General features: G+C 60.6%; 10 protein-coding genes. 4 read left to right on the top strand and 6 right to left on the bottom strand.

The features are described from left to right. Window positions 1-3: 3 nt before the first annotated feature. Together hutU and KVT28_RS05690 are read left to right on the top strand one after the other, a co-directional pair. Window positions 4-1,689 (top strand): urocanate hydratase, encoded by a 1,686-nt coding sequence (gene hutU, locus KVT28_RS05685; RefSeq protein ID WP_110865798.1) that lies wholly within the window; start codon window positions 4-6, stop codon window positions 1,687-1,689. A gap of 275 nt (window positions 1,690-1,964) precedes the next feature. Further along, a complete protein-coding gene (locus KVT28_RS05690) occupies window positions 1,965-3,122 on the top strand; it encodes a M20 aminoacylase family protein (protein WP_101763131.1) in 1,158 nt (385 codons plus the stop codon). Between the two features lie 163 nt (window positions 3,123-3,285). Here KVT28_RS05690 and ybiB read toward each other — a convergent pair whose 3' ends face one another. From ybiB to KVT28_RS05705, 3 genes are read right to left on the bottom strand one after another with little or no spacing between them, the layout of a single operon-like run. Then, window positions 3,286-4,254 carry a DNA-binding protein YbiB gene (gene ybiB / locus KVT28_RS05695; protein ID WP_101763132.1) on the bottom strand — a complete coding sequence of 323 codons (969 nt, stop codon included), beginning with the start codon at window positions 4,252-4,254 and terminating at the stop codon, window positions 3,286-3,288. A gap of 53 nt (window positions 4,255-4,307) precedes the next feature. Next, entirely contained in the window at window positions 4,308-6,452 is a 2,145-nt protein-coding gene (gene dinG / locus KVT28_RS05700) for an ATP-dependent DNA helicase DinG (RefSeq protein ID WP_217547160.1), read from the bottom strand. A 54-nt stretch (window positions 6,453-6,506) separates the two neighbouring features. After that, entirely contained in the window at window positions 6,507-7,403 is an 897-nt protein-coding gene (locus KVT28_RS05705) for a LysR family transcriptional regulator (protein WP_101763134.1), read from the bottom strand. Between the two features lie 124 nt (window positions 7,404-7,527). Here KVT28_RS05705 and speB point away from each other — a divergent pair, with 124 nt between their 5' ends. Then, window positions 7,528-8,484, top strand: coding sequence for an agmatinase (speB, locus tag KVT28_RS05710; protein ID WP_217547163.1), 957 nt, complete (start codon window positions 7,528-7,530; stop codon window positions 8,482-8,484). After that, complete coding sequence (locus KVT28_RS05715; protein WP_217547165.1) at window positions 8,484-9,569, top strand: iron-containing alcohol dehydrogenase family protein; 1,086 nt, start codon at window positions 8,484-8,486, stop codon at window positions 9,567-9,569. The genes speB and KVT28_RS05715 overlap by 1 nt, the downstream gene beginning before the upstream one ends. A 279-nt stretch (window positions 9,570-9,848) precedes the next feature. Here the strand turns inward: KVT28_RS05715 and KVT28_RS05720 are convergent, their stop codons facing one another. Genes KVT28_RS05720 through KVT28_RS05730 form a run of 3 tightly spaced genes read right to left on the bottom strand, consistent with a single transcriptional unit; the run spans window position 9,849 to window position 12,919 of the window. Beyond that, window positions 9,849-11,210, bottom strand: a complete 1,362-nt coding sequence (locus tag KVT28_RS05720; RefSeq protein ID WP_217547168.1) for an MmgE/PrpD family protein — start codon at window positions 11,208-11,210, stop codon at window positions 9,849-9,851. Beyond that, window positions 11,194-12,081, bottom strand: coding sequence for a polysaccharide deacetylase (locus tag KVT28_RS05725; RefSeq protein WP_217547170.1), 888 nt, complete (start codon window positions 12,079-12,081; stop codon window positions 11,194-11,196). The genes KVT28_RS05720 and KVT28_RS05725 overlap by 17 nt, the downstream gene beginning before the upstream one ends. Further along, complete coding sequence (locus tag KVT28_RS05730) at window positions 12,074-12,919, bottom strand: polysaccharide deacetylase (RefSeq protein ID WP_101763139.1); 846 nt, start codon at window positions 12,917-12,919, stop codon at window positions 12,074-12,076. The genes KVT28_RS05725 and KVT28_RS05730 overlap by 8 nt, the downstream gene beginning before the upstream one ends.

The following is a 12,919-nucleotide window of genomic DNA, read 5'->3' on the forward strand; positions in this document are numbered from 1 at the left end:
ATGATGAGCGAAACTTTGACTCAGGCTGTAGCCCGTGAAATCCGTGCGCCGCGCGGTAATGAATTGCACTGCGCCAACTGGTTGATTGAAGCGGCTTACCGCATGATCCAGAACAACCTCGATCCTGACGTGGCAGAGCGCCCGGAAGATCTGGTGGTGTACGGCGGCATCGGTAAAGCCGCGCGTAACTGGGAGTGCTTTGAGCAGATCCTGCGTTCGCTGCGCGCCCTGCAGCCGGAAGAGACGCTGCTCATCCAGTCCGGTAAACCGGTGGGCGTGTTCCGTACGCATGCCGATGCGCCGCGCGTGCTGCTGGCTAACTCGAATCTGGTGCCGCATTGGGCCAACTGGGATCACTTCCACGAGCTGGATCAAAAAGGCCTGATGATGTACGGCCAGATGACCGCCGGTTCGTGGATCTACATCGGTGCGCAGGGCATCGTGCAAGGTACCTTCGAAACCTTCGCTGAAGCGGGTCGTCAGCATTACGACAGCGATCTCAGCGGCCGCTGGATCCTCACCGCCGGTTTGGGCGGCATGGGCGGCGCACAACCGCTGGCGGGTGTGTTGGCCGGTGCCAGCGTGCTGGCGATTGAGTGCCAGGAATCACGTATCGATTTCCGTATCCGCACCCGCTACGTCGACCACAAAGCCTATACGCTGGACGAAGCACTGGCGCTGATTGATCAGGCCAACAAAGAGAAACGTGCCATTTCTGTTGGTCTGCTGGGCAACGCCGCTGAAATCGTGCCGGAGCTGGTGAAACGTGCCAAAGCGGGCGGCATGAAGCCGGACATCGTCACCGATCAGACCTCAGCACACGATCCGATTAACGGTTATCTGCCGGTTGGTTGGGATCTGGCGCGCTGGGAAGCCGAGCGTGTCAGCAACCCGAAAGCGGTGGAGAAAGCCGCGCGCGCCTCAATGGCGGTACATGTGCAGGCGATGCTGGATTTCCATCACATGGGCGTCCCGACCGTGGATTACGGCAATAACATCCGTCAGGTGGCGCTGGATGAGGGCGTGAAAAATGCCTTCGATTTCCCGGGTTTTGTGCCGGCCTATATTCGCCCGCTGTTCTGCGAAGGCAAAGGCCCGTTCCGTTGGGTGGCGCTGTCAGGTGATGCGGAAGATATCTACAAAACCGATGCCAAGCTGAAAGAGCTGTTCCCGGATCACCAGAATCTGCACCGCTGGCTCGACATGGCGCAGGAGCGTATCGCCTTCCAGGGCTTACCGGCGCGTATCTGCTGGCTGGGTCTCGGCGAGCGCCACAAAGCGGCGCTGGCGTTCAACGAAATGGTGCGTAACGGCGAGCTGAAAGCGCCGATCGTCATCGGTCGCGACCATCTGGATTGCGGTTCCGTGGCGTCACCGAACCGTGAAACCGAAGCGATGAAAGACGGCTCGGATGCGGTATCCGATTGGCCGCTGCTCAATGCCCTGCTGAACACCGCAGGCGGCGCGACCTGGGTGAGTCTGCATCATGGCGGCGGCGTCGGCATGGGCTTCTCGCAGCACTCCGGCGTGGTGATTGTGTGTGACGGCAGCAAAGAAGCCGATGCGCGTCTGGGCCGCGTGCTGTGGAACGATCCGGCCACCGGCGTAATGCGTCACGCGGATGCGGGTTACGAATTAGCGCAAAGCTGCGCGCAGGAGCACGGTCTCAACCTGCCGATGCAGAAATAACGTCCAACCCGCGCACGCCGCCAATCCCCTCTCTCGCCTGCGGGAGAGGGTTAGGGTGAGGGACAGCGCGCACCTTTCAACATTGTGCAGCATTCCCCTGATCCCAGCCTTCTCCCGCAAGCGGGAGAAGGCGCTCACCAGCCCATTCGCTATATTCCATTCCGCTATACCCTATAGCCAAATTATTCCGTTCCGCGATAGACGCCGCCATACGCTTGCCACTACAGTAAATACATTATTTTGCAGCTCACGCTGCTAATGGAGAGTCTTACCTTATGAGCCTGCCTGCTGCACTGCTGGAAAACGCCCTCAACTGGCGTCGTCAGTTACACCAACATCCTGAGCTTGGTTACCAGGAGCAGCAGACCAGCGAGCTCGTCGCACAGGTCCTCACCGAGGCCGGATTACAGGTATTTCGTGGCTTAGCGGGCACCGGCGTAATCGGCACCTTAGAGAACGGTCCCGGCCCGGTTATTGGTCTGCGCGCCGATATGGATGCGCTGCCGATCACCGAAAAAGGCGCGCCGCAGTGGAAGTCGCAAAAAGCCGGCGTCATGCACGCCTGCGGCCATGATGGTCACACTTCTATTCTGCTGGCGGCGGCTTGTCAGCTGGCGGCTACGCGTAACTTCAGCGGCACCATTCACTTCATCTTCCAGCCCGCCGAAGAGAATCTCGGTGGCGCGCGCAAGATGGTGGAAGAAGGCCTGTTCCAGCGCTTCCCGATGGATGCGGTTTACGCCATGCACAACTGGCCGGGCATGCCGGTGGGCACGCTGGCGGTGAATCCGGATGCGATGATGGCGTCACTCGACTCGTTCGAAATTACGCTGCACGGTAAAAGCTGCCATGCGGCGATGCCGGAAAGCGGGGCCGATCCCATGGTGGTTGCTGCCGAGCTGATTCTGGCGCTGCAAACCATTCCGTCGCGTCGTCTGTCGCCACTGGCTTCGGCGGTGGTGAGCGTGACGCAGATTCACGGCGGCGAAGCGATTAACGTCATTCCTGAGCAGATTGTGTTGCGCGGCACGGTGCGATGTTTGCAGACCGACGTGCGTAATCGCGTGCGCGGTCTGATTGAGGATTTTGTCACGACGTTGCCGCGCCCGTTTGGCGTCAGCGGCGAGATTCACTGGTATCCCGGTTATCCTGTCACCGCCAATCATGCGGAGCAAGCCGAACAGGTGCGTGCGGTGGCGGTTGATGTGCTTGGCGAGGCGCAGGTGCATTGGCAGGTGAACCCTTCAATGGCTTCGGAAGATTTTGCCTGCATGCTGCAAGCCTGCCCCGGCGCCTATTTCTGGCTGGGTGCCGATGGCGCAACGCCGTCCGCACCGCTGCATAACGCCAATTACGACTTTAATGATGAGCTGCTGCCGATTGGTATTACCTTCTGGCAGCAGTTGGTAGAGCGCGTGCTGGCGAAAGCGTGAGGGCGGTCGCCAGGAATGGCGGATGCTTGCTCGTGCCGTCGCGGCGCAATTTATTGCGCAATCGCTGGATGGCGACATTGCCGCCATTGAACAGCGCGATTAATCGCGCCGCTACAGCTTGTGTGCGCTGTAAATGAGGCGCTTAATTCAATGGCTTTATTCTTCACATCCCCGCCAACTGTAACTTCACTTCTGCATCCGCCAGGCTAGCCGATTCACCGGTCGCCATCAAACAACACGCCAGCTGCAAACGCAGCGCCTGCGGCACCGCGCGTTCCCCGGCTAATACCTGATTGATCCACGCGGCGGTGTCCTGTGCGCTTTTGCTTTCCGGCAGTTCCACACTGACTTCCGGCTGGCGCTCAACCCACACTTCCGCTTCTGCACCCGCGCCACGAATGTAGTTAATCGCCGGGCAGCGCTGCGGATTGGCATACACCTCGCCTTCGGTACCGTTGAGCAGAATCGCCGGTGCATCGATATCCTGGAAGAATTTCCCCACGCGCGGCACATATTCCGGATGCGAGACGCTGGCCAGGCGCAGCGCAGCACGTTCGGCAAACGGCGTCGCCAGTTTCGCCAGCGTATGCGCGCTGTTACGCACGCCCATGCGCCAGCGCAGCGACAGCTGCTGCGCCATTGGCGCACACAGATGGTCGATGGTGATAAACGCCAGTTCGCCGTTATCCAGTTTCGCCTGCGCCTGTGCGGCGGAGGTGACAGGCGCGATGTCCAGCGCCGCCAGCACCGCTTCGGTGGTGATGCGCGTGGGATCGTCACTGACGCCGTGCAGCAGCACCGGGAAGCCCAGCTTCACCAGCAGCAGCGCCAGCAGCGGCGTCAGATTGCCCTGACGACGCGCGCCGTTGTAGCTGGGAATGACAATCGGCATGGGACGATGAGCGGGTGCCTGCAACTGCATCATCTGCTGCTGCATCGCGTGATAAAAACCGCGCATCTCCTCTTCGCCTTCGCCCTTGATGCGCAGCGCAATCAGCACGCCACCCAGCTCCAGCTCCGGCACGTCACCGGCCAGCATCGCGCTGTAGAGCGCCTGCGCGGTGGCGAAATCGATATCGCGCGCGTGATTTTTACCGCGCCCAATCTCTTTAATAATTTTATTCAGTTCCATCAGGCATTCCCGCTTCCAGGGCGCGCCGTCGTGCGGCTGCCAAAAATTGATCGTTAGATTTTCTTACTGCGACGTTTTTTCGTCATGTCACTGCTGGCTTCCGGCATCGGCGGTTGCTCAATCGGGAACACCGGTAGCGCGGCCAGCAGTCGGCTGCCATAGGCTTTGTTGAGCAGGCGGCGATCGTAAATCACGATTTCGCCAAAGCAGCTGTGGCTGCGAATCAAACGTCCTACCTGTTGAATCAAGGTAAAGGAGGCGCTCGGCAAGCTCTGCACTTCGAACGGATAGCGTTTCAGGCTCTTCAGCCATTCGCCCTCGGTCAAAATTACCGGACTGTCTACCGGTGGAAAAGCGATTTTATGGATATGCACCTGCGACAGCAGATCGCCTTTCAAATCCAACCCTTCGGCGAACGATTGCAGCCCGACCAGAATACTGATTTTACCGGCTTCGACGCGTTCCCGATGCAGCGCCACCAGGCGCGAACGCGGCTGATCGCCCTGCACCAGCATCGACAGGCGCAGATCAGGAATATGTGCGACAAACTGCTGCATCGCGCGGCCACTGGCGAACAGCACCAGCACCCCTTTGTGCTTCTCTTCGGCGATCTGCTGGCGGAAAAAGCGCGCCATCTCGGCAATGTGCTCCGCTTCCTGCGCCATCTGCGGTTCAAACTGCATCTGCGGAATCACCAGCTTGCCCTGGTCGATATGGTTAAACGGTGAATCCAGTGCCACAAAGCGGTCGCCGGCTTTCTCACTCAGGCCGGACATTTCCTGCAAACGGTTGAAGCTGTTGAGCGAGCGTAAAGTAGCTGACGTCACCACCACATGCGGGATTTTGCGCCACAGGATTTTTTCCAGCTGATCGCTCACGCGAATGCCCGCGCAGTGGAACAGCAGATGCGCCTGGCCTTCTCGGATCTCACGCGTAATCCACTTCGACACCGGCGCATTGGAAGCTTTCTCCATCGCCGCCAGCCGCCACAGTTTGCTGATCGACTCGAACCAGCCGAAGTGGCGATTGAGCTGAATGATAGCTTTATGCAGCCGCATGATATCGGCTTTCCCGGTTTGCTCGCCCAACTCGTTGAGCAGGCCTTCGCTTAAGCCGCGCAGCGCGTCACTCAGCTTGAACAGCCGCGCGCACAGGCTCAGCAGCTCTTCCGGCAATTCACCCAGTACAAAGCGGAACTCGCCCGGCTGATTATGGCCCGGCAGCAGCGGATTGAGCGCATCGCACAGGATCTGCAGCAGCTCGCGCATTTCATCGCAGTGGCCTTTCAGGCGTTCCGGATTGGTGAGCGGCGGCGGCGATTTTGGGCGGAACTGCGCCATGATAGTTTCCACCAGCCGCACAAACAGATCGAGCTGCAAACTGCTCCAGCCGGGCGTGATCTCCGCGCTCATCTCCAGCGCATCGCGCGCCACTTCCGGCAGATGATGGCCTTCGTCCAGCACCAGCATCAGGTTTTTCGCCGGTGGCAGCACCGATTCATTCTCCATCGCCGCCATCACCAACGCATGGTTGGCGACCACCACATCCGCCTGCTCAATTTCGCGACGCGCGACAAAGAACGGGCATTCGCGATACCAGCGACAGTGATGCCCGAGGCAGTTGGCTTTGTCGGTGGAGAGGCGTTGCCACAAGCTGTCCTCGATGTTGACATCGGTGTGATCGCGCAAGCCATCCCAGCGGTAGCTACTGAGCTGCTTCTCTAGCTTGGCGCAGAATTTCTGCTCCTCTTTCGAGCCGGTGACCGCCTCTTCATCCAGATAGAGCAGCAAATCGCCCTGCTGATCTTCGGTCGCCGCCAGCGCCGCAAGGTTGCGCGGACAAACATAGCGTCCACGGCCAAAGGCGGCAGTAAAAGTGAGATCGGGGATGATTTTCTTCAGCAGCGGCAGATCCTTGCTGAAGATCTGGTCCTGCAACGCCACGTTGGCGGTGCTGATCACCAGCCGCTTCTCCTCGGCGCGGCTCACCGCAATGCCGGGAATCAAATAAGAGAGAGTTTTGCCGACGCCGGTGGGCGCTTCAATCGCCAGATGACGACCTTCGTCACCGGCCAGACTTTTCGCCACTTCGGCAATCATCTGGCGCTGCGGCGCGCGCGGGATAAAGTCAGGAACCTGCTGCTGCAGCGCCTTATACCATTGCGCAATCTGGCTTTTTATCGCTGCTGTCAGGGCCATTTTCGTTACTGTTTGCTGAATTGGCCTGTATTTTTACACAGTATTGGCGCAGCGTCAGCTTTCGCTGCTATTTTTTCGCGCTGGATTCAGAATTTCACGCATCGCGCGGATTAAGGTTTCACGCGCGCGCCCACGGCGGAACGCAAAAGAGAAAGGCGCGCGGAAGTGGAAATGGTGCGGCAGCAGGCGGCGCAGCGTGCCCTGCAGTTCCCCGCTGCGCGCGTAGTGCTCGGGCAAATAGCCAATGAAGCGGCCAGAGAGAATCAGCGTCAGCTGCGCTTCGATGCTCTCAACTGAGGCGTTGCTCTGGCGGAAGCCGCGCTTGTTCAGCTCCTGCTGATTCCAGTAACGCCGCGTCACCATGCCGGTTTGCTGCACGGTGCGCACATCCGGATGACCCTCAGCCAGCGGATGTTGCGGGCTGCAATAGAGCCAATGCTGTTCTTCGTAAAGCGGAATGGTCACCAGATTGCTGGCGCGCAGCGGAAAGTGCCCAATCGCCAAATCGAGCCGATCCTCCAGCAACTGCTGCTGCAACTCATTGGGATCGCGCACGCTCAGATTAAAGAATACCGCCGGAAAGCGCTGGTTAAAGCGGGCGATAGCGGCAGGCAGATCCAGCGTGCTATCGGTGACGGTGGCGTCCACCACGCCAAGCGAGAAAGTGCCGCCCTGCGCGCTTTTCAGCGTCTCTACCTGCTCCTGCCAACCCGCCAGCGTCGCCAGCATCTCCTGACTGTAGCGATAGAACTGCTCGCCTTTGCTGGTCAGGGTAAAGCCGCCGCGCCCGCGCTGACAGAGGATAAAACCGAGCTGGCTCTCGAGCTCGCTCATGTAGGCGCTGATGGCCGGCGTGGTCATGTTCAGCGCCTGCTGCGCGCGCGAATAGCCCTGATTTTCCACCACGCTGGCGAACACCTGCAGCAGTTTAAGATTGGGAAGCGTCTGCACCGATTTTCCTTCAGAGATTGCTGACTAAAGTTAAGTAATCTCTGAAGTGATTATCGGCTGTCAAGGATTTTTCCGGCGCGCGGGCTGGGTAATGATGGGTTTCACCTGACTGAAGGAGTGCGTGATGACCGATCTCCCCCAGCCGCAAGGCGGCAACGAAATGCCCCGTTTCGCCGGACGCGGCACCATGATGCGTTTACCCGCCGCTGAATCACCAGCCGATTTGGATGTGGCGTTCGTCGGCATTCCGCTGGATATCGGCACCTCGCAGCGCAGCGGTACGCGCTATGGCCCACGCGCCATCCGCGCCGATTCAGTCATGATCCGACCCTACAACATGGCCACCGGCGCCGCGCCCTTTGATTCGCTGCGCGTCGGCGATCTCGGTGATGTGCCGATCAACACTTACAGCCTGCTGAAATCAGTCGATATCATTGAAAACTATTATACCGAGCTGAATAACTGGCCGATTATCCCGTTAACGCTGGGCGGCGATCACACGCTGACGCTGCCGATTTTGCGCGCGCTGGCGAAGAAGCATGGGCCGATGGGGCTGATTCACATTGATGCCCACACCGACACCAACGACGAGATGTTTGGCGAGAAGATCGCGCATGGCACCACGTTCCGCCGCGCGGTGGAAGAGGGCCTGCTCGACTGCCAGCGCGTGGTGCAAATCGGGCAACGTGCGCAAGGTTACGCCGCCGATGATTTTCAGTGGGGCGTCGATCAGGGCTTCCATCTGGTGCCCGCCGAACAGTGCTGGTATCGCTCCATGACGCCGATGATGGCCGAGGTGCGCGCGCGTATCGGCGACGGCCCGGTGTATCTCTCTTACGACATCGACAGTTTCGATCCCGCGTGGGCACCCGGCACCGGCACGCCGGAAGTGGGCGGTTTAACCTCGATGCAAGGGCTGGAGATCGTGCGCGGCTGTCGTGGACTCAATCTGGTGGGCGGCGATCTGGTGGAAGTCTCGCCGCCGTACGACATCAGCGGTATGACCTCGCAGCTGGCGGCCAATATCCTTTATGAGATGCTGTGCGTGTTGCCCGGCGTCCGTTACACAGAGAACAAGTGATGACACAACAAAATCTGGTTTTCCCGGCGCGCGTGCTGCGCGGTGCGGGCGTGATCGACCAATTAGGCGCGATCTGCGCCGGACTGGGACAGCGTGCGCTGCTGATTGGCGGCCATCAGGCGTTGCAGGCAGTAGAAGCGCAGGTTCGCGCGCAGCTGCTGGCGGCCAACGTCACGCTGTTAGCTCAAGAGTGGTTTGGCGGTGAAACCTCGATCAATCAGATCAATCGTCTGGCAGCGATGGCCAGCGAGCTGCACGCTGAGGTGCTGATTGGCGTGGGCGGCGGTAAATCGCTGGATACGGTGAAAGCGGTAGGCGCACAGATTGGCGTGCCGGTGATCACGCTGCCAACCATCGCCGCCACCTGTTCCGCGGTGACGCCGCTGAGTATTCGCTATGACGATAACGGCAATTTCTTCGACATCTTCCCGCTGCCGCAGGCACCGGCGGCGGTGATCATTGACAGCGAGCTGCTGGCTAAAGCGCCCGCCCGCTGGCTGGCCGCCGGGCTGGGCGATACGCTGGCGAAGTGGTACGAGTTCCGCGCGGTCAGCGCACGTCATCCGGCACGCGAGGGCAATGCGCTCTCGTCACTGGCGCACAGCCAGATCTGTTATGACTTAATTGGTGAACATGGACCGGCAGCCTATGCCGCAGTGCTGCGTGGTGAGAGCAGCGCGTCGCTCGATCAGGTGCTGGATGCGATCTTCACCTGGGCAGGATTAACCTCGCTAATGAGCAACGGCGCACACGCGGCGGCTTCGCATGCGATTTATGAAGGCTTTACCTTCTGCGATAAAACCCGCGAGTTTGGGCACGGCTTGCTGGTCGGCTTTGGCAATCTCTGTTTGCTGGCGCTGGAGAACCGCACCGATGAGGAAGTGCTGGATGAGATGCGCCTGGCGCGCGATTGCGGCGTGCCGCTGACGCTGAGCGAGATTGCCGAGCTGGATGAGAGTGAGCTGGCGCTGATTGTGCGCGAATCAGTGCATGCGCCGGATATGGAGAACATGGCCGAAACGGTGACCGAAGCGCGCTTGCTGGCAGCGATAGCGCGGATTGAGGGGTTAGCAGGCAGGGTTTAGTTTGTGCTCGCTGTGGCTTGAATGTGCTCGCTGTGGTTTGAATGTGCTCGCTGTGGTTTGGATGTGCTCGCTGTGGTTTGGATGTGCTCGCTGTGGTTTGAATGTGCTCGCTGTGGTTTGAATGTGCACGCTGTCCCCCTCCTCGGTCCTCCCCCATAAATGGGGGAGGAAGATGCTGCCACATATTCGTTCTGAAGCTGCATGTGGCAGCGTCTCCTTCCCCCATTAATGGGGGAAGGCCGGGATGGGGGACAGCGAGCACACACCAAAAGGAAAAAATCACCCAATCCCCAACAACCCCACCACTTCCCGCACATCCGCCACTTCATCCAGCTCCAGACACACCGCCTCGAGCTGTTCGACCTGCTCCAGCGGCAATACGCGCGCGGCCAAACTGCGGTATTTCGCCAGCAAGGCATCCAGCGTGAGCGGATTGGTTGGCGCGCCTGACGGCACCGGCACATGCTGCTGCCACTGCGCGCCCTGCCCGGTTTCCAGCCGCACCCACGGCTCGTCGTCGCGGCTCTGCTGCTCATCGATCACCAGCTCAATACGTGCCAGCAACGCTTCCACATCGGGATGCAGGCGTTTGGCGTCGTCATAACTGGCCAGCTCCGCTGAGCCGTACAGTGCGCGCGCCGCCAGCGCATACGGCAGGCTCATCTGCGCCGCCGCCAGGCTGTGTAACTCGCGTCCGCCGCACATCTCCAGCAGGAACGGATTAACGCCCACCACGATGCGCGCGATCTGCTCTACCCGCACATCATGCTGTTGCAGCAGGATTCCCAGCGCATCAATCGCCGCGTGGGTGCCACGGCACGAAGCGTAGGGTTTGATTGAGCAGCGCGCCAGTTTCCACACCTCGCCGAGATCGGCCGTCAAAGCCTGCGGCTGCTGGGTTTCCGCTGCTAAGGTTTGCAGGAAGCCGCCCCAGCGCGGTTCAAACACCACTGAAGGGCCGCTGATACCGCGTTGTGCCAGCAGCGCGGCCTGTACGCCGCCTTCTGCTGCGCGCGCGGCATGGAGTTTCTTGGTGTGCGATCCATCGTGAATAAAGCCCCACAAACCGCCGCTGAAGCTGGCGGCAATGCCCAGCGCAGACGCACACTGCGCGCGATCCAGCTGCAGCAGCGAACAGACCGCCGCCGCCGCACCAAACACGCCGCAGCTGGCGGTAGAGTGCCAGCCTGCGCCGTTGTGCGCCGAGTAACCGCCGCAGGCTTCTAACACGCGGCGGCCAACGTCATAGCCGATCACCATCGCCACCAGCAGCGCTTGCCCGTCCACCGGCTGCGTCGCCAGCGGCAAAGCCGCCAGCAGCGCCGGGATCACCACCGCACCGGAGTGATCGCAGCCGCCGGTATCGTCGAGTTCATACATGTGCCCCGCCACGCCGTTCAGCCACGCCGCCTGTCGCGGATTGGCCTGCTGCGCGCTGCCCCAAATCTGCGCCTGTTCGCGGCCACCTTCGGCCTGCACCAGCGCCAGACACTCGCGCCAGATCGGGCTGTCGCAGCCCGCCAGCGAAGCACCGAGCGTATCAAGCAGATGGCGTTTCGCCTGCTCCACCAGCGGTTCAGGCAGTTGTGCAAAACGCGTCCCGGCGATAAAGGCCGCCAGTTGATCAAGCGAGTTCGCCATGCGCACCTCCAGTGATGCGGGTAAACACCTCCGCCGGATGGCAGACATCGTTATCCGGCTGCGTCTGCCAGTGTGCCGCCGCCTGCTCAGCGGTGGCGATCCACACATTGTGCTGTTGCAGCATGTCGAGCAGCGCCCGCAACAAACCAATGCGTCCGGCGGTGCCGATGATTTCCGGATGCAATCGCAGCAAGTAGCACAGGCCAAAGCGGTGAAAGCCGTGGAAATCCTGCGTCATATTCGCCAGGGTTTCGCCATACGGCGCGATGCGCGATTGTCCCGGCGGAATAGCCGGGCTGAGGTTAAAGGCGAAGTACGGCTCATCTTCCAGCGTGTAGTGCATCGGCAATTCCACCAGACGCGTACCGGGATGGAAGTACGGCAAATCGTCGCCGCGCCAGCTCGATGACCATTGAATGCCGCGTGCGATCAACGCCTGCGCCAGTCCCGGTTTCCACTGCCCGGCGGGCGTGCGGAACCCCGTGATTTTGCGTCCGGTTATCTGCGCCAGTTTGTCGCAGCCGCGCGTCACGCTGGCGATCTGCTGCTCCAGCGTCAGCAGCGAGAAATCTTCGTGGGTATCGCCGCTGCAGGCGATTTCATGGCCGCCGGTCACGATGCGCTGCACCAGTTCCGGCTGCTGTTCGGCGACAATCGCGGGCATACACCAGCTGGCTTTGAGCTGCTTTTCTGCCAGCAGCGCCAGCAAGCGATCGACGCCGCGCAGTGTGCCGTAGCGCCACACCGACAGCGTTTTATCGCGCCCCGCCACTGCCGGAGCCTGAGTGAGAATGCCGTGAATATCGTTGAAATCGATAGTGAGGATCGCCGCCGACTGGAAACCCAGCGGCCAGCGTGAAGGTTCAGTCATGCTGTTGCTCCTGCAAATACCACTGCGCCACCGCGTCGCAGCGCGCAAACCAAACGTCATCGCGCGCCGTCATATGTGCAAACAGCTGTTCCAGCAGCAACAAGCGTCCCGGCTGGCCAGAGATTTTCGGGTGGAACAGCGTGGTGAGGCACAAGCCTTCATCCATCGCGCCATCGAACTCGCGCTGCCAGTTATCACGCGTATGCGCATAGCTGGCGATGCGGTCGCCACCTTTGGGGAAGTCGGGCTGGCGCGTGTAGGCCAGCGAGGCGTAATCATCCATCTCCCACTTACCGGGGATCTCCACCAGCGGCGTATGGCCCGCCACCGGAATGCTGTAAGGACGATCGTCGCCGCGCATGCTGCTGGAGTAGATCACGCCCGCGTCACGCAGGATTTGTGGCGTTTCGGCATGCCAGTCGCCCGACGGCGTACGAAAACCGCAGGCGGTGATGCCCAGATGCTGGTGAAAGACTTCAGCGGATTTCGCCATGACTGCGCGCTGTTCATCCGGTGAAATCGCCCAAAAGGATTCGTGGCGATAGCCGTGATAGGCCACTTCGTGGCCCTGTTCGATAATCGCCTGACACTGCTGCGGCCACTGCTCCACCACCCACGCCGGCACAAAGAAGGTGGCGGGAAGGTGGAAGGCGCGCAGCAGGTCAAGCAGACGCCCGAGCGCGCGGTACGGCCCGTAAGCCCCAAAGGTAAAATACTCTGGCGTTGACCACAGGCTGCCATTCAGCATGGCATCGCCGGTGGGACCGTCGAGGTCAAACGCCAGCGCCATACAGCCGCGTTTACCCTGCGGCCAGCGCACTGCGCCCGGTTGTTGCAT

This window comes from Pantoea sp. GbtcB22, from assembly GCF_019091025.1.
Classification (GTDB): Bacteria; Pseudomonadota; Gammaproteobacteria; order Enterobacterales; family Enterobacteriaceae; genus Pantoea; species Pantoea leporis.

What these genes read in the sequence shown, in the direction of transcription:
- dinG (WP_217547160.1), bottom strand. Translation starts at nt 6,452, where the DNA reads ATGGCCCTGACAGCAGCGATAAAAAGCCAGATTGCGCAATGGTATAAG.
- KVT28_RS05725 (WP_217547170.1), bottom strand. Translation starts at nt 12,081, where the DNA reads ATGACTGAACCTTCACGCTGGCCGCTGGGTTTCCAGTCGGCGGCGATC.
- KVT28_RS05690 (WP_101763131.1), top strand. Translation starts at nt 1,965, where the DNA reads ATGAGCCTGCCTGCTGCACTGCTGGAAAACGCCCTCAACTGGCGTCGT.
- hutU (WP_110865798.1), top strand. Translation starts at nt 4, where the DNA reads ATGAGCGAAACTTTGACTCAGGCTGTAGCCCGTGAAATCCGTGCGCCG.
- KVT28_RS05715 (WP_217547165.1), top strand. Translation starts at nt 8,484, where the DNA reads ATGACACAACAAAATCTGGTTTTCCCGGCGCGCGTGCTGCGCGGTGCG.
- KVT28_RS05720 (WP_217547168.1), bottom strand. Translation starts at nt 11,210, where the DNA reads ATGGCGAACTCGCTTGATCAACTGGCGGCCTTTATCGCCGGGACGCGT.
- speB (WP_217547163.1), top strand. Translation starts at nt 7,528, where the DNA reads ATGACCGATCTCCCCCAGCCGCAAGGCGGCAACGAAATGCCCCGTTTC.
- KVT28_RS05730 (WP_101763139.1), bottom strand. Translation starts at nt 12,919, where the DNA reads ATGCAACAACCGGGCGCAGTGCGCTGGCCGCAGGGTAAACGCGGCTGT.
- ybiB (WP_101763132.1), bottom strand. Translation starts at nt 4,254, where the DNA reads ATGGAACTGAATAAAATTATTAAAGAGATTGGGCGCGGTAAAAATCAC.